The sequence below is a fragment of the Silvimonas terrae genome (assembly GCF_014202765.1).
GTDB classification, from domain to species: domain Bacteria; phylum Pseudomonadota; class Gammaproteobacteria; order Burkholderiales; family Chitinibacteraceae; genus Silvimonas; species Silvimonas terrae.
The window spans coordinates 689,043-705,441 of the sequence record NZ_JACHHN010000001.1 but is presented as its reverse complement, the minus strand read 5'-3'; the positions used below and the strand labels follow the sequence as shown (position 1 = coordinate 705,441).

Sequence of the window (16,399 nt, the reverse complement as noted above, 5' to 3'; positions counted from 1 at the left end):
TTCGCCTGCTTGAGCAGGCCAGGCTTGCGCCGCTACCCGGCCAGATCGCACCCGGTTTAACCATGCAAAACACCCAGAAAACACCACTTTCACTCGGCGCCATCATCCTGCTGGGCACGCTGACCGCCATCGGGCCTATGTCTATCGACATGTACCTGCCCAGTTTTCCGTCCATTCAGCAAAGCTTCAATACCGAAGCCGGGATGGTGCAGTGGACGCTGGCCAGCTTCTTCATCGGTCTGGCGCTGGGGCAGCTGTTCTACGGCCCGATTTCTGACCGCTTTGGCCGCAAGCCGCCGCTGTATTTCGGCATGTTGCTGTACGCCGCCGCCAGCGCCGGTTGCATGCTGGCGCCCAATATCGAAACCCTGATTGCGTGCCGCTTCTTGCAGGCGTTGGGCGGTTGTACCGGCATGGTGATCTGCCGCGCCATCGTGCGGGACCGCTGTGAGCCACAAGCAGCAGCCAAAATATTCAGCATGCTGATGCTGGTCATGGGGCTGGCCCCCATCCTGGCCCCGCTGTTGGGGGGCTGGCTGGCGGTGCATGCCAGTTGGCGCGTGTTGTTTGGCATTCTGGTGGTGTTTGGGCTGGTGTGCGTCACCGGCCTTCACTTTGGCCTGACCGAGACGGTTGATCGCCACAAGGCAGCGCCACTGCATCTGGGCAATGTTTTACAAGGCTACGGCCTGCTGCTGCGGGATCGCTGGTTTCTGGGCTACACACTGTGTTCGGGCCTGGCGAGCGCGGGCATGTTTGCCTACATCACCGGCTCGCCCTTTGTTTTGATCAATCTGCACGGCATTCCGGCGGAACATTTTGGCTGGGTATTTGGTAGCAATGCTTTTGGCCTGATTCTGGCCTCCCAACTCAATACCCGGTTTTTGAAAACCAACGATATCGACACCTTGTTGCGCCGCGCACTCTGGTCACCGTTCCTGGCGGGCCTCTTGCTGCTGGTCACTGCCTGGTTACATATCGATGCCTTGTATGTGCTACTGCCCTGTCTGTTCTTCTTTGTGGCGGCCATTGGCTTTATTGGCCCCAATGCCTCAGCCGCGGCGCTCAAGCATCACGGTAGTCGTGCGGGTCTGGCCTCAGCCCTGATGGGCAGTCTGCAATTTACGCTGGCGACGCTGGTGGGTTTTTTGATGGGAGCGTGGCAAGACCCCAGCGCCCGTCCGTTGGCGACGCTGATGTGCGTCTGCGGCGTGTGTGCGTGGCTGGTTCATCGCACGCTGGTGATGCGCAATAACATCAGCCAATCCTGAATGCCCCATCAGGAACTGCAATGCAGATGCGTTGCGCTGTTTATCCCGGATAATGCATTTTTTGCCTTTTTGCTTGCCAGGTTCAGATCATGACAGCCCGCAAACCTTCAGTTTCTGCCACATTGACCCGTCAGTTGGCTGCGCGAATCCTCGGCGGGGATCTGGCGCCCGGAGAACAATTGCCGGGCGAAAACGAACTGGCAACGCAATACGAAGTTTCACGCACCACGGTACGCAATGCGCTACAGGTGCTGGCGGCCAAAGGGCTGATTTCGGTACAGGCCAAGCGCCGCAGTACGGTGTGTGAGCAAGATCAGTGGAATTGCCTTGATCAGGAGGTGATCACGTGGTTGGGTGAAACAGAAATCAGCCAGGACACCGTGAAGCAACTGATGGTAACCCGTCTGATTTTTGAACCGGATATGGCGGCGCTCGCCGCCACCCACGCCAGCGCGGCCGATCTGGCCGCAATTGAAGCCGCATGGATCACCATGAAACAAGCCCAGAAACAGGCCGATGGCGCCTTGTTTGAAAAAGGCGATCTGGCCTTTCACCTGGCCCTGCTCCGTGCTACCCACAACTTCTTTTTGCAGTCGCTCGGCAATGCGCTCGCGGCGGCCATGATGCTTTCATTCAAACAAACGCTGGAACACGATGTCAGCCTGACCGCGTTAGCGGTTGAACAGCATCAGGCCGTCCTGGAGGCGATTCGGTTGCGGCAGGCCGATACGGCCCGTCAACGCATGCGTGAAATACTTCTTGCCGCCATCCAGAAATCCGGCGAGCTTCACCAGGCCGATTTACTCGCTACCCTGGGCCAGCGGTAGCAAAATGCCGGGGCGCATGACAGGCTGAGCGCCCCCCCAGCCCTCCTCCAAACCAGACCCACCCGCTGCCGCACATCGAATGCGCGGTTAATTAACCTGGATCAACCAGGTTTTGCCCCCGCATCTTGTATTACAAGTTTATTTGATTTGTAATACATAAATGAATACTACACACTGGATCGCGATTGATTGGGGCACCACCAACTTTCGCGCCTTCCTGATTGATGGTGCGGGTGCAGTTACGGCCAGGACTGCTGAGTCCCTTGGCTTGCTGCAGGTCAAAGATCGTGACTTCGCTGGCACTCTGGCGCGTTTGCTACAGCCCTGGCTGGCCAGTAATCCCCAATTGCCCGTCCTGATGGCAGGGATGGTGGGCTCACGTAACGGCTGGCTTGAAGTGCCCTACATGAGCACCCCATGTGCCTTATCTGCACTCGCCCGGCATGTGGTGACGGTGCCCTGGCAGGCTCGGGCCTTGATCATCCCAGGCATCACGGGCATGAGCCTTGGTGGTCAGCCCGATGTAATGCGCGGTGAGGAAGTACAACTTTTGGGTCTGACCCAATTACAAACCCGCCCCCATTGCACCGCTATCTTGCCTGGCACGCATAGCAAGCATGCGCAATTGGTGGGGGACACGCTGCAGTCCTTTGCCACGTTCATGACCGGTGAACTGTTCTCCCTGCTGAGCAAGCACAGCATTCTGGGGCGTGGCCTTCCACCTCAAACAGACGATGAATCCGCTTTTGTCAGCGGTGTTCTGGCGGCTCGCAAAGACCCGGAGCTCAGTCGACTTCTGTTCTCTGTACGCACCCGGCTGCTTGCCGGTTTGCTCCCTGCTCCAGCAGTCCATAGCTATTTGTCCGGCCTGCTGCTGGGCGCTGAACTGGCTGGGCTGCCTGCAGATACCCACGCCTGGGTCATCGGCGCCCCGGCGTTGTGCGAGCGCTATCAGTTGGCCGCTCAACACCTGGGTATGCAGCTCGAATTTGCTGATGGCGATGACTGCTTTATTGCAGGCATGCGCCATCTGCACAGCCTTCTTGAACCCGTCACCGGAAGCTGCTCATGAACCATCAGGATTTCTTCACCCGGATACAGCAAACCACCGTTCCTCTCGTCGCCATTTTGCGTGGCATCACCCCCGCAGAAGCCAGGGCAGTTGCGCGGTTGTTAGTGGAAACGGGATACCGCTATCTGGAAGTCCCCCTCAATAGCCCGCAGCCCTTTGAATCGATAGCAATCATGGCCGAGGAGGCCGGCCGGGAGGCCTGCGTCGGAGCTGGCACGGTCACCACCGAGGAACAAGTGCACAAGGTCGTGGCTGCCGGCGGCCAGTTGATCGTGTCACCCAATGCTGATCCGGCGGTCATCCGCTTGAGCGCGCAGTTGGGACTGACCAGCCTGCCTGGTGTCGTGACGCCATCAGAAGCATTTGCGGCGCTACAAGCGGGAGCATCCGGCCTGAAGTTGTTTCCTGCCGAGATGATCAGCCCCGCCACCGTGAAAGCGTTGCGTGCTGTTTTACCCCCGCAGGCTGTGCTTTTACCAGTGGGTGGCATTCACGCCGACCCAGACCAGATGCGGCAGTACCTGCGGTGCGGCGCCCAGGGGTTTGGTCTGGGCTCAGGTCTTTATCAGCCAGGAATATCCCTTGCCACATTGCACGAGCGCGCAACGATGTATCGCGACGCAATCATTGCGGCCCGGAGTTAATCAATACCACCTGCAGGAGCAACAAGATGTCTGATCCCACCATGCCAAAGACATCCACCACGCATCACGGTGTCGATGAAAAAAAGCTTTACGAGAAAATCACCCGGCGGCTCGTGCCGTTTCTGATCCTTTGTTACTTCTTTGCGTATCTGGACCGCGTCAATATCAGCTTTGCCAAATTGCATATGCAAGACGCGCTGAATTTCAGCGACACCATTTATGGCCTTGGCGCGGGCATATTCTTTGTCGGCTACTTTCTGTTTGAAGTGCCCAGCAACCTGCTTATGCAACGCTTTGGCCCCCGCTTCTGGATTGCCCGCATCATGGCAAGTTGGGCTGTTTTGTCTGCCCTGATGATCTTTGTCAAAACACCCACCCAGTTCTACGCCCTGCGCTTTTTGCTTGGCGCTGCAGAAGCGGGTTTCTTTCCAGGCATTGTTTTTTACTTTACCTACTGGTTCCCCTCCTGGCGTTCGGCGCGGGTGTTGGGGCTGTTTATCCTGGTCACGCCACTCTCCACCATTCTGGGCAGCCCGTTGTCCGGCTTGATCCTCAAGCTGTTCGAAGGCGTGGGTGGTCTGCATAACTGGCAGTACCTGTTTTTGATTGAAGCCATCCCGTCTTTTGTGCTGGCTTTTGTGGTGCTGCGCTATCTGGACAACAAGGTTGAAGATGCCAAATGGCTGACTGCGCAAGAAAAAGCAGTGGTCATGGATAACCTGGTGCGTGACCAGGGCAGCCGGGTGCAATCCAGCCACCGCCTGGGGGACATGCTGCGCAACCGTTATGTCTGGCTGCTGGCGCTCGTCTTCTTCAGTTTCAACATCCGCTATTACGGCATCAATTTCTGGTTGCCGTCGATCATCAAGACCTCTGGCGTCAAAAACGATTTGCATATCGGCTTGCTCACTGCTGTGCCCTATGCGTTCGGGGCCATTGCCATGGTCTGGAACAGCCGCCATTCCGATCAACAACGCGAGCGTCGCTGGCATATCGCCATTCCCGCAATCATCGGCAGCATCGGGTTGGCGTTGAGTGCCTGGTGTAGCGGCTCTACCGGCTGGATGCTGGCCTGGGTCAGCCTGGCCATGTGCGGCACGCTGGCGCTGATCCCCACCTACATCAGCCTGCCTGGCGCCATGTTATCTGGCACGGCAGCGGCGGCAGGGATCGCCCTTGTCAATTCGGTAGGCAACCTTGCCGGCTTTTTTGGCCCGACCGTGCTGGGCTGGCTGAAAGACCAGACCGGCCGCACCGATACCGGTTTGTACATCCTTGCGGGCATGTTGCTGCTGTGTGCGCCATTGATTCTGGCCCTGCCCAAGCACCTGGCCAACCCTGCCAGAACAGTCTGACCCTGCATTTTCAAACAACGAAGGTGGGCAGGCCCGGTTTCCGGCATTGCCCACAGCACCCCATAAGGAGTTTCACCATGAGCGGATGCCAAGGCTGTAGCAACCATTTCAACCCGGTACTGGAAGGCGACGACGGCGCACTGAAACGCGCCTTGTACAAATCCATGGGTCACACCGACGAACAATTGCGCAAACCCGTGATCGCGGTCGTCAACAGCTATACCAACGCCACTGCCGGGCACGTCAACCTGAATGAACTGACCGAGAAAGTACTGAAGGGCATTGCTGACGCAGGCGGCGTTGGCATGGTCTTTGGCACCATTGCCCCGTGTGACGGCATTGCTGAAGGCCATCTGGGCATGCGTTACGTGCTGGCCGCCCGGGAAGTCATTACCGCCTCTATTGAAGTGATGATGCGGGCGCACCGGTTTGACGGCATGGTCATGCTGGGCTCATGCGACAAGATTGTGCCCGCCATGCTGATGGCCGCAGCGCGGCTGGATGTGCCCGCCATTCTGGTCAATGGCGGCCCCATGTACCCCGCCCAATACAAGGGCAAACATTGGGACGGCAATATTGTGACCGAGGCGATCGGCTGGAAAAAACGCGGCCAGATCACCGAGGCCGAGTTCCGTCATATTGAAGATATCGCCGAGCCAGGCCCTGGCTCTTGCACCATGTATGGCACCGCCAACACCATGTGCTGCCTGGCCGAAGCCCTGGGCATGAGTCTGCCTGGCAGCGCCGTCATTCCGGCCACGCATCCGGAACGTCGCACAGTGGCCGAACAATCCGGCCAAACGATCGTTGATCTGGTACGCAACGGCATTACGGCCCGGCAGATCATCACCCCGGCATCAATCCGCAATGCCATGGCATTTTTGCTGGCCACGGGCGGCTCCACCAATGCCATTCTGCATCTGCAAGCCATTCATGATGAGGCTGAACTGGGGCCGCTGCCTCTGTCGGCGTTCGATGAACTCAGCCATCAGGTCCCGCTGCTGGCCGCGCTTTACCCGGCGTCAGAACACGACATGATCGATTTCTGGGAAGCCGGGGGCGTACCCGCCGTTGAACATGAACTGCAATCGCTGTACGACCTCAATACCCTCACCGTGTGCGGACAAACGAAAGCGGAACTGCTCGCGGCCGGTAAACCAACCGCGCGCCCTGCGGTCGTTCATCCACTCGACAATCCGGTCCGGCAGGAAGCCGGCGTCGCTGTGCTTCACGGCAATATTTCCCCACTTGGTTGCGTGGTCAAACCCGCCGCAGTGCCAGAAAACCTGATGCAGTTCAGCGGCCCGGCCGTGGTGTTTAGCAGCGAACAGGAATCCATCGACGCCATCATGTCCGGCCAGATCAAACCGGGTAGCGCCCTCGTCTTGCGCTATGAAGGTCCGCGTGGCGGCCCGGGCATGCCGGAAATGTACAAGCCCATGAAAAGCCTGGAAGGCATGGGTTTGTCGGACACCTGCGCGCTCATTACCGACGGGCGTTTTTCTGGCTCCAACCGGGGGCTGTTTGTGGGACATATTTCCCCGGAAGCCGTCGATGGCGGGCCACTGGCTTTGATCGAAAACGGCGACCCTATCGCGATCGATATCCCCGCCCGCACACTCACACTGCAAGTCGATCCAGCCATTCTGGCCCAGCGCAAACACACCTGGCAGCCGGTGCAAAAAGAAGTTCCGCGAGGGTTCTTGCGCCTGTATCGCGACCGCGCTGCGTCTGCCGCGCTGGGTGCCGTTCTGAACAATGAACAGGCATGACTGAACGGTCACAATGGCCTGTTTCCGGCTGGGTAAACCGCATGACGGCCTGGTCGGCCAGCCATTGTCAGCTTTTGATACTGGCAACGCAGTGGCACGACACCCTTTCGTTTTGCCCTCATCTCAACAACTCAAAAGGATAAAGTTGCCCAATGACTCACACCTTTACCGCTCGCGACATTGCCGGCGTCAATCCGATTGCCGCGATGCCCTTCACCACGCAGGGCAATATCGATCTCCCCGCCTTTGAGCGGATGCTGGCCCATCTGGCCCGGACCGGCGTCCAGGGCATCACGCTGTTTGGCATTGCCAGCGAATTTCCGAAGCTGAACGATGGCGAACGCCAACAACTGGCCGAGGCGTTCATTTCGACCCTGGCGGGTTCTGGTGTGTATCGCGCCATGTCGGTGACCGATCACAGCACCGAACTTGCGGTCATCCGCGCCCGCCAGTATCAATCCATGGGCGCCGATGCGCTGATGCTGTTGCCGCCGTTTTTCCTCAAACCGGGTCCCGAGGCGATCCAGCAGCATATTTTTGCAGTGCTTGATGCGGTGCAGATTCCGGTCATGGTGCAATATGCGCCGGGTGAAACAGGCTTGCCCATCACCCCGCAACAACTGGCGGAGGTCGCTAGCCGTTATCCGCACGCGGTATTCAAGATTGAATGCAATCCGCCAGTCGATTACACCCGCGAGTTCCTCGCTGCCGCACCTCAAGCCACCGTCCTGAATGGCTACGCCGGCTTGTATATGCTCGATATGCTGAGCGTGGGCGGTAAAGGGGTGATGCCCGGCTGTTCATTTGCCGAGATTTACGTCCGCATTTATCAACTTTGGCAAAGCGGCCAGCACGACGCGGCTGGTACTTTGCATGCGCAGTTGCTGCCCTTTATCCAGCGCTGGATGACGCACCCCGAATACATCATCCAGGCTGAAAAAACCATTCTGCTGCGTCGGGGCATCATCAGCACGGATTATTGCCGCAAACCAGGTTGGCAACTCAGTGCAGAGGACGACGCACTGATTACAAAACTGCTGACTGATTTTTCACTCTGACTCCGGGTTGCCACAGTTCCCGCCAGCCCGGCACGGCGGGGCTGTGGCGCTGGTTGCCACGCCCGGACAAGCGCCCCGCTATCCGCCCTACCCGGTTTGCACTAGAATCATGGGTTCTCATCTAGCCACGAACACGTCCACGACCATGACATCCGCTGAAATCCGGCAGAAGTTTCTTGATTTCTTCGCCTCGAAGGGCCACCAGATTGTGGCTTCCTCGTCGCTGATCCCCGCCAACGATCCGACACTGTTGTTCACCAACGCGGGCATGAACCAGTTCAAGGACGTGTTCCTGGGCTTTGACAAGCGTCCGTATACCCGCGCCACCACCTCGCAGAAGGTTGTGCGCGCTGGCGGCAAGCACAACGATCTGGAAAACGTCGGTTATACCGCACGTCACCACACCTTCTTTGAAATGCTGGGTAACTTCAGCTTTGGCGATTACTTCAAGGAAGACGCCATCAAGTTTGCGTGGGAATTTTTGACCAGCAAAGAATGGCTGGCCCTGCCCACCGAAAAACTGTGGGTTACCGTCTACGCCGAAGACGACGAAGCCTATGACATCTGGCACAAGCAAGTGGGTGTGCCGGCGGAACGCATGATCCGCATTGGCGACAACAAGGGTGCCAAGTACGCTTCCGACAACTTCTGGACCATGGGTGATACCGGCCCGTGTGGCCCGTGTACCGAGATCTTCTTTGATCACGGTGCCGACATCTGGGGTGGCCCGCCGGGATCGCCGGAAGAAGATGGCGACCGTTACATCGAAATCTGGAACAACGTGTTCATGCAGTTCAACCGTGACGAATCCGGTGTGCTGCATAAACTGCCCAAGCCTTCGGTGGATACCGGCATGGGTCTGGAGCGCATTTCCGCTGTCATGCAGCACGTGCACTCCAACTACGAGATTGACCTCTTCCAGGCGCTGATTGCCGAAGCACAAAAGGTGACTGGTGCAGAAGATATTAACAGCCCATCACTCAAGGTCATTGCGGATCACATCCGTTCGTGTGCGTTCCTGGTGGCCGATGGCGCCCTGCCCGCCAACGATGGTCGTGGTTATGTGCTGCGCCGGATCATCCGCCGCGCGGTCCGCCATGGTTACAAGCTGGGCCAGAAGGGTTACTTCTTCCACAAGCTGGTGGCCAAACTGACCGAACTGATGGGCGATGCCTATCCGGAACTGCGTCAGCGCCAGTCGCAAATTGAAGATGCCCTCAAGCAGGAAGAAGAAGTGTTTGGCCGTACGCTGGAAAACGGCATGACCTTGCTTGAATCTGCGCTGGAAGGCGGCAAGAAAGTGCTGGATGGCGCTACCGCGTTCAAGCTGGCCGATACCTTTGGCTTCCCGATCGACCTGACCGCCGACGTTTGCCGCGAACGCAACCTGACCGTGGACATGGAAGGCTTCGAAAAAGCCCTAGAAGCGCAACGCCAGCAATCCAAGGCGGCCGGTCAATTCAAGATGGCTGCAGGCCTGGCATATGAAGGCGAAGCCAGCAGCTTCCATGGCTATACCGAAAACAGCCGCGATGCCAAGGTCATTGCACTGTATCGCGGTAGCGAGCCAGTACAGGCGCTGGCTGCGGGCGATGATGGCGTGGTTGTGCTGGATCACACCCCGTTCTACGCAGAATCTGGCGGTCAGGCCGGCGACACCGGCGAGATCTCCGCCAATGGCGGCCTTGATGCACTGTTTGATGTGACCGACACGCAAAAGGTGAAGGCCGATGTGTTCGGTCACCAGGGCCGTCTGGTGCGCGGTGCGTTGAAGGTGGGCGACACCGTTGCCGCCACCATCGACCTGCACAAGCGCAGCGCCACTGCCCGCAACCACTCGGCCACCCACTTGTTGCACGCCGCACTGCGCGAAGTGCTGGGCAAGCATGTGGAACAAAAGGGTTCGCTGGTCAACAACGAACGCACGCGTTTCGACTTCAGCCACCCCAAGCCGGTGACTGCCGAAGAACTGGCGCGCATTGAAGCCCTGGTCAACCACGTCGTCATGCAGAACTACAGCGTTGACGTCGCCAATATGACCTATGACGACGCCATCAAGGCCGGTGCCATGGCGCTGTTTGGCGAAAAATACGGCGACGAAGTACGCGTATTGAAGATGGGCGACTTCTCGACCGAACTGTGTGGCGGCACGCACGTGCACCGCACCGGGGATATCGGCTTCTTCAAGATTCTGGCTGAAGGTGGCGTCGCCGCTGGCGTGCGCCGTGTAGAAGCCACCACCGGCGAAGGTGCCGTGGCCGTAGCGCAGAACCTGGATCGTGAGCTCAAGCAAGCGGCCGCGCTGGTACAAGCCCAACCGGGTGAACTGATTGCCAAGCTGGAAAAGCTGCAAGACAACGCCAAATCGCTGGAAAAAGAGCTCGCCAGGCTCAAGGGCCAACTGGCCGCAAGCAAGGGTGATGAACTGGCCAGTGAAGCAGTGACCATTGGCAATGCCAGGGTATTGGCCGTGGAACTGCCGGGTGCGGATAACACCGCCCTGCGTGAAACGCTGGACAAGCTCAAGGACAAACTCGGCTCTGCCGCAATTGTTCTGGGCTCCGCCGCAGATGGCAAAGTGACCCTGGTGGCGGGTGTGACTGCCGATCTGACCGGCAAGGTCAAAGCCGGTGAGCTCGTCAACTTTGTCGCCCAGCAAGTGGGTGGCAAGGGTGGTGGCCGTCCGGATATGGCCCAGGCTGGCGGCACGCAACCGGAAAACCTGGCCGGCGCACTGGCCGGTGTGAAGGATTGGGTTGCCGGCAAACTGTAATACGGTTTGTTGTTACCGATAAAACGGGCGTCTGGATAAGGCGCCCGTTTTTTATGTCGCATCATCCGACCGACATGGGGTGGATTGTCGCTATCGCTCCGAATCCACCCTACGCGCCGTGTGCTGGAGCGCTCCCTGGTATGAAACGCCTTTAAGCCCCACGCCGCAGGCGCTAACATAAAGCCCACACTTTCAGGAGCATCTGCTGTGCCCTTCAACTGGCTCGCCGCCGTCCAGGCCATTCCCTGGGGTCAGGTTATCGACAACACCCCCAAACTGATCGAGGCCACTCGCAAACTCTTTACCCGGTCCAGCCAGCCTTTGCCACCAGAGCCTGTGCCACCCGCCAATTTGAGCGCCAGCGACAGAGATGCCTGGCTGGAACAGCAACTGGCGCAAACACGCGCGGAACTGGCCGACCTGCAACATGATCTGCAAGAGTCGGTACGGCTGATCAACGGGCTGGCAGAACAGAACGCGCAGATGGTGCTGGCCATTGAGCGCCTGCGTATTCGCACGCGCTGGTTTGGTTTCATTGCCGCCCTGGCGCTGGCCGGCGTGCTGGGTCTGGCTTTGTTCGGGCGCATGCATTGATCTGGCTGATCATGCGCAAAGCGCAGCAGATTGATGATCTGTTACAGCCCACCCCGTGTAAAAGCGCGCCGGGCATGTAGAATAAGGGTTTTCCTGCACACTACAAGAACGGATACCGGAATTCCATGAAGCCTGCCAACGGCCCCCTGCTTGCCCGTATCGCCAAAGAGTTTGGCACGCCCTGTTATGTCTATGACGCCGCCATTATTCGTGAGCGCATTGAGCAACTGCGCTATTTTGATGTGGTGCGTTTTGCGCAGAAAGCCAACTCCAATGTGCATCTGCTCAAATTGATGCGTGCACAAGGCGTACTGGTGGATTCGGTCTCTTTGGGTGAACTGGAACGTGCGCTGGCCGCAGGCTACCAAGTGGCCGATGAGCCCTGCCCCATGGTACTGACCGCAGATATCCTGGACCGCGCAACGCTGGACCGGGTGGTGGAACTCAAAGTGCCGGTCAACGCCGGCTCGCCGCAAATGCTGGAACAACTGGGCGAGCGTAGCCCGGGTCATCGGGTCTGGCTGCGCATCAACCCCGGCTTTGGTCACGGTCACAGCCGCAAGACCAACACCGGTGGTGAATCATCCAAGCACGGCATCTGGTATGAGCATCTGGGCGAGGCCATTGAGCTGATCAAGCGTTACCAGCTTGATCTGGTCGGCCTGCACATGCACATTGGCTCCGGCGTGGATTACACCCACTTGCAGCGCGTGTGTGATGCCATGGTCGAGCAAGTCAAAACCTCCGGCCACGATATCCGCGCGATCTCGGCGGGCGGTGGTCTGTCCATCCCCTACCGCGCCGACCAGACCGCAACGCGGGTCGATACCGAACACTATTTCAGCATTTGGGACAAGGCACGCAAGCAGATTGAGGCGCATCTGGGCCACCCGGTGCATCTGGAAATCGAACCGGGCCGTTTCCTTGTGGCGGAGTCTGGCAAGCTGATTGCCGAAGTGCGCGCCAAGAAGGATGTGGGCAGCAACCACTTCGTGCTGGTCGATGCCGGCTTTAACGACCTGACCCGTCCGGCCATGTACGGCTCCTACCACGAGATCAGCGTGATTGGTGCGGATGCCGTGGAAAAACGCAACCCGACCCGCCCGACCGTCGTTGCTGGCCCGTTGTGTGAATCCGGCGACGTCTTCACGGTGGAAGATGGCGGCATCGTCGCCCCCCGCGCACTGCCCGATGCCGAGATTGGCGACTTGCTGGTGTTCCACGATGCCGGTGCTTATGGCGCCAGCATGTCGTCCAACTACAACTCGCGTCCGCTGGTGCCAGAAGTCCTTGTCGACGGTGACAAGGTCACGCTGATTCGCCGCCGCCAGACCATTGCCGAGCTACTGGCGCTGGAGAACGTCTGAGCCACAGCCGGCGCATTGCTTCGTTTTTTAAAAAAGCCCCGGTTACGGGGCTTTTTTCATGGCCTCGTACCGTCACTCTTTGCTCAGTGAGGAACCGTCATGCCCCAGCAAGCCCTTGTTCGCCCGGCCACTCCGGATGATGCCGCAGCCATTGCCGCCATTCATATCACCGCATGGCAAGCTGCCTATGCCGGGATCATTGATCCAGCGTTTCTGACTGCGCTTGACCTGGCCAAACGTACTCAACGCTGGCAGCACCTGCTCACCCGCGATAACCAGTCCACCCTGGTGACCATATCGGGCGAGGAAATCACGGGCTGGGTTGGTTTTGGCGCAGATGATGAGGTGCCAGCGGATTGCGGCGCGCTCAAGGGTCTTTATATTGCGCCTCAGCATTGGCAGCACGGCTACGGCACCCGCTTGCTGACTGCGGCCTGCACCAGGTTACGCCAACTCGGCTGGCGTCATGCAGGGCTGGTGGTTTTGCAGGACAACCACGCCGCGCGAGCCTTTTATGAGCGCGCGGGCTTTACCACCAACGGTGTGGCCCAGCCACACACTGTCGGCCAGCAAATCTTGCCGGTGCTGCAATACCGGCGGCCCCTGGATACAAGTCGAGTGTAGGAATATTAGACCTCAGCAAAGAACCCAAATTGAGCAAATTAAATTTGGGCTCTTTCATCACTACTCTACAGTAGATAGATATGTACCAACGATGCTAATTTTCAGAGAATCCATCCCCATAACAGTTCCCTTCACTTCAAATTTTTTGCGTGACTCCAATTTTCCATTAAGCGCCAATTTAAATGCCCCTACAGTTCCAAAAACAGAGCTAACCGCCCCATTCCATTGCACAATTTCGGCAATCATATTTATTTCATTATGCGCTGCAGTTACCTTTCCCCTATAGACATATCCGCTATCGGCCCCATTTAGAAATCCATTTTTGATCACAACAATGCCTTCACCCCAATCATGCACATTGGAAGTAAATTTCACTTTGTAAATTCCATCCATAGCTGTCGACTCACTCTTCTTGTTCAAGATGAGCGCTCACAATATAGGTGAAATCCCCAATTAACATTGATAAATATTAAATAAAAATTATTACTTGCTCCAATTTCCACATTTGAAATTTTGGTGAAATTTTTATTGGAGTTTTCTATTTATTAAACACCGCATACCACATTGCGTGGCTCACCACGCAAAAACGCCTCGATATTGTCGATCAGCTGCCCGGCCAGCACAGACATGGTTTCCACACTGGCCCATGCCACATGCGGCGTGATAATCAGATTGGGCAGGTTCACCTCCAGCAGCGGATTGCCATTGCGTGGGGGTTCTTCAATCAGCACGTCCAGCCCGGCACCGCCCAGTTGCCCCTGCTGCAAAGCGGCGAGCAACGCCGGCTCATCCACCAGGCCGCCACGCGCGGTATTGATCAGCACACAACCGGGCTTGAGCAAGGCCAGTTCGCGCGCACCGATGCTGTTGCGGGTTTGCTCGGTCAGCGGGCAATGCAGGCTGAGCACATCCGCATGAGCCAGCGCCTCATCAAACGCCAGATAACCATCCCGAACCTGGCTTGCGCCTTTGCGCTCGGCATACACAATCTGCATGCCAAAGGCCTGGGCGAGTCTGGCAGTGGCTTTGGCCAGCGTGCCAGAGCCCACCAGCACCAGCGTCGCGCCTGCCAGGTCATGCATGGGTGCGCCAAACACGCAAAAACCGGGAGCGCGCTGCCATTCGCCAGCGGCGACCGCGTTGCGATAAGCTGGCAACTGGCGTTTGAGCGCCAGCATCAGCATCAGGGTGTGTTCAGCCACACCGGCAATGGCATAGTCGCGGATATTGCACACCGTGACACCCTGCGCACGGGCGGCGGTCAGATCGACCTGGTTATACCCCGTCGCCGCAACCGCAATCAGTTTAAGTTCGGGCAACGCGCCCATCGTGGCTGCGTTTAGCGGGACCTTGTTGGTAATGGCCACCTGCGCCCCGGCAAGCCGCGCCACGACATCCTGCGCGCTGGTTTGCGGGTAATGCACCCACTCATGCGGCACGCTCACAGCGCGCACGGGAACAGGCAAGGTTTCGCGATCCAGAAAAACAATACGGGGCGGCACAGGACACCTTTGGGCAAACACAAAGCCCAGAGATTAATCCATCCGCCGTCTAGAATCAGTAGCAACTTCCAAACCCATCCAGAACAAGAGCCGCCATGCCGCCAGTAATGGACCCGCGCACTGCCAAATTACTTCCCTGGATTGTCGCCATTGCGTTTTTCATGCAGATGCTGGACGGCACCATCCTGAACACTGCCCTGCCCAGTATGGCCGCCAGTCTTAACGAAAGCCCGCTGCGTATGCAGTCTGTGGTGATTGCCTATTTGCTTACGGTCGCGTTATTGATCCCGGCATCGGGCTGGATTGCGGATCGCTTTGGCACACGACGTGTCTTCTTTGCCGCCATATTGTTGTTCAGTATCGGTTCACTGTTGTGCGCAGAATCCCCCAACCTGGGTTTTCTGGTGGCATCCCGAGTAATCCAGGGGGTGGGCGGGGCGTTGATGGTGCCGGTGGGGCGACTGGTCGTACTGCGGGCCTATCCGCGCTCTGAACTCGTTGACGTGCTCAGTTTTGTCACCTTGCCTGGCATGGTCGGCCCGTTGATTGGCCCGACGCTGGGTGGCTGGCTGGTGGAATACGCCTCCTGGCACTGGATTTTCTTGATCAATATTCCGGTGGGCATTGTCGGTTGTATTGCCACCCTGAAGTTTTTGCCCGATCTGCGCGGCGCCGAGCGCGTGCGCTTTGACCTTGGTGGTTTTGTGCTGTTTGGGGCGGCGATGGTGCTGGTCTCTGTTGCGCTGGAAGGGCTGGGCGAATTGCATCTGGCCCATGCCCGCGTCATGTTGCTGTTGTTGGCGGGCCTGGCTTGTCTGGCCGCGTACTGGTTGCATGCCGCCAAATTTGAAAAACCCATCTTCAGCCTGGCACTGTTCAGAACCCATACCTACGCTGTGGGCATTCTGGGTAATGTGTTTGCCCGGCTGGGTAGCGGGGCGATGCCATTTCTGATGCCGTTGTTGCTGCAAGTGGGGCTGGGGTTCTCGCCCTCCCGCGCGGGGATGACCATGATCCCGACCGCCGTGTTTGCCATGTTTGCCAAAGCCATGGCGCGCCGGCTGATTGAACGGCTGGGTTATCGCAAATTGCTGACCATCAACACCCTGCTTCTGGGGGCATTGATCGCCAGCTTTGCCACCGTAGATGCATCTACCCCCTACCCTTTGTTGCTGGTGCATCTGGCGATCTTTGGTGCGGTTAACTCTCTGCAATTTACGGCCATGAATACCGTGACGCTGATTGACCTGTCTGATGCCGATACCAGCAGTGGCAACAGTCTGTTGTCGGTGGTCATGCAGTTGTCGGTCAGTCTGGGCGTGGCGGCAGCGGCAGCCTTGTTGCAAGGCTTTGTCTCGCAATATGTGCATCCGTCAGAGAGTCAGGTGCTCGAATCGTTCCACTATACTTTCTGGTGCGTGGGTGGGATGTCGGTGCTGGCTGCGGCCATCTTCCTGCAACTCTCGCCCGATGCAGGCCGGGCCGCTACGCCGGTGGAACAGCATGCCGCTGGCGAATTGTGACGCCAGCGAGGGAGAAA

14 protein-coding genes are annotated in these 16,399 nt (G+C 58.1%); 12 read left to right on the top strand and 2 right to left on the bottom strand.

The window, feature by feature from the left end:
* The first annotated feature begins 62 nt into the window (after nt 1–62).
* From HNQ50_RS02885 to HNQ50_RS02835, 11 genes are all read left to right on the top strand, one after another.
* On the top strand, nt 63–1,271 hold the full coding sequence (locus HNQ50_RS02885) for a Bcr/CflA family multidrug efflux MFS transporter (RefSeq protein WP_184097355.1): 1,209 nt from the start codon (nt 63–65) through the stop codon (nt 1,269–1,271).
* An 89-nt stretch (nt 1,272–1,360) separates the two neighbouring features.
* Entirely contained in the window at nt 1,361–2,098 is a 738-nt protein-coding gene (locus tag HNQ50_RS02880; protein ID WP_184097353.1) for a FadR/GntR family transcriptional regulator, read from the top strand.
* A gap of 160 nt (nt 2,099–2,258) precedes the next feature.
* Nucleotides 2,259–3,170, top strand: coding sequence for a 2-dehydro-3-deoxygalactonokinase (locus HNQ50_RS02875; protein WP_184097351.1), 912 nt, complete (start codon nt 2,259–2,261; stop codon nt 3,168–3,170).
* Nucleotides 3,167–3,814, top strand: coding sequence for a 2-dehydro-3-deoxy-6-phosphogalactonate aldolase (locus HNQ50_RS02870; RefSeq protein WP_184097349.1), 648 nt, complete (start codon nt 3,167–3,169; stop codon nt 3,812–3,814). The genes HNQ50_RS02875 and HNQ50_RS02870 overlap by 4 nt, the downstream gene beginning before the upstream one ends.
* A gap of 26 nt (nt 3,815–3,840) precedes the next feature.
* Complete coding sequence (locus HNQ50_RS02865) at nt 3,841–5,169, top strand: MFS transporter (RefSeq protein WP_246428529.1); 1,329 nt, start codon at nt 3,841–3,843, stop codon at nt 5,167–5,169.
* Nucleotides 5,170–5,246: 77 nt separating this feature from the next.
* Nucleotides 5,247–6,941 carry a dihydroxy-acid dehydratase gene (gene ilvD, locus HNQ50_RS02860; protein ID WP_184097347.1) on the top strand — a complete coding sequence of 565 codons (1,695 nt, stop codon included), beginning with the start codon at nt 5,247–5,249 and terminating at the stop codon, nt 6,939–6,941.
* Between the two features lie 152 nt (nt 6,942–7,093).
* Nucleotides 7,094–7,999, top strand: a complete 906-nt coding sequence (locus HNQ50_RS02855; RefSeq protein ID WP_184097345.1) for a dihydrodipicolinate synthase family protein — start codon at nt 7,094–7,096, stop codon at nt 7,997–7,999.
* Between the two features lie 145 nt (nt 8,000–8,144).
* Nucleotides 8,145–10,772 (top strand): alanine--tRNA ligase, encoded by a 2,628-nt coding sequence (gene alaS / locus HNQ50_RS02850; protein ID WP_184097343.1) that lies wholly within the window; start codon nt 8,145–8,147, stop codon nt 10,770–10,772.
* Between the two features lie 207 nt (nt 10,773–10,979).
* Nucleotides 10,980–11,366, top strand: a complete 387-nt coding sequence (locus tag HNQ50_RS02845) for a hypothetical protein (RefSeq protein ID WP_184097341.1) — start codon at nt 10,980–10,982, stop codon at nt 11,364–11,366.
* 125 nt (nt 11,367–11,491) lie between these two features.
* A complete protein-coding gene (gene lysA / locus HNQ50_RS02840; RefSeq protein WP_184097339.1) occupies nt 11,492–12,733 on the top strand; it encodes a diaminopimelate decarboxylase in 1,242 nt (413 codons plus the stop codon).
* Between the two features lie 99 nt (nt 12,734–12,832).
* Nucleotides 12,833–13,357 carry a GNAT family N-acetyltransferase gene (locus tag HNQ50_RS02835; RefSeq protein WP_184097337.1) on the top strand — a complete coding sequence of 175 codons (525 nt, stop codon included), beginning with the start codon at nt 12,833–12,835 and terminating at the stop codon, nt 13,355–13,357.
* A 60-nt stretch (nt 13,358–13,417) separates the two neighbouring features.
* Here the strand turns inward: HNQ50_RS02835 and HNQ50_RS02830 are convergent, their stop codons facing one another.
* Together HNQ50_RS02830 and HNQ50_RS02825 are read right to left on the bottom strand one after the other, a co-directional pair.
* A complete protein-coding gene (locus HNQ50_RS02830; protein ID WP_246428528.1) occupies nt 13,418–13,750 on the bottom strand; it encodes a GrlR family regulatory protein in 333 nt (110 codons plus the stop codon).
* Between the two features lie 152 nt (nt 13,751–13,902).
* Nucleotides 13,903–14,859: a D-2-hydroxyacid dehydrogenase gene (locus HNQ50_RS02825; protein ID WP_184097333.1), complete on the bottom strand. Its 957-nt coding sequence runs from the start codon at nt 14,857–14,859 to the stop codon at nt 13,903–13,905.
* 95 nt (nt 14,860–14,954) lie between these two features.
* On the opposite strand from HNQ50_RS02825, the gene mdtD reads away from it, so the two are divergent.
* Nucleotides 14,955–16,382, top strand: coding sequence for a multidrug transporter subunit MdtD (gene mdtD, locus HNQ50_RS02820; RefSeq protein WP_184097331.1), 1,428 nt, complete (start codon nt 14,955–14,957; stop codon nt 16,380–16,382).
* Nucleotides 16,383–16,399: the final 17 nt, after the last annotated feature.

Coding starts and splice junctions, on each gene's coding strand:
- HNQ50_RS02885 (WP_184097355.1), top strand. CDS start 63: ATGCAAAACACCCAGAAAACACCACTTTCACTCGGCGCCATCATCCTG.
- HNQ50_RS02880 (WP_184097353.1), top strand. CDS start 1,361: ATGACAGCCCGCAAACCTTCAGTTTCTGCCACATTGACCCGTCAGTTG.
- HNQ50_RS02875 (WP_184097351.1), top strand. CDS start 2,259: ATGAATACTACACACTGGATCGCGATTGATTGGGGCACCACCAACTTT.
- HNQ50_RS02870 (WP_184097349.1), top strand. CDS start 3,167: ATGAACCATCAGGATTTCTTCACCCGGATACAGCAAACCACCGTTCCT.
- HNQ50_RS02865 (WP_246428529.1), top strand. CDS start 3,841: ATGTCTGATCCCACCATGCCAAAGACATCCACCACGCATCACGGTGTC.
- ilvD (WP_184097347.1), top strand. CDS start 5,247: ATGAGCGGATGCCAAGGCTGTAGCAACCATTTCAACCCGGTACTGGAA.
- HNQ50_RS02855 (WP_184097345.1), top strand. CDS start 7,094: ATGACTCACACCTTTACCGCTCGCGACATTGCCGGCGTCAATCCGATT.
- alaS (WP_184097343.1), top strand. CDS start 8,145: ATGACATCCGCTGAAATCCGGCAGAAGTTTCTTGATTTCTTCGCCTCG.
- lysA (WP_184097339.1), top strand. CDS start 11,492: ATGAAGCCTGCCAACGGCCCCCTGCTTGCCCGTATCGCCAAAGAGTTT.
- HNQ50_RS02835 (WP_184097337.1), top strand. CDS start 12,833: ATGCCCCAGCAAGCCCTTGTTCGCCCGGCCACTCCGGATGATGCCGCA.
- HNQ50_RS02830 (WP_246428528.1), bottom strand. CDS start 13,750: ATGGATGGAATTTACAAAGTGAAATTTACTTCCAATGTGCATGATTGG.
- mdtD (WP_184097331.1), top strand. CDS start 14,955: ATGCCGCCAGTAATGGACCCGCGCACTGCCAAATTACTTCCCTGGATT.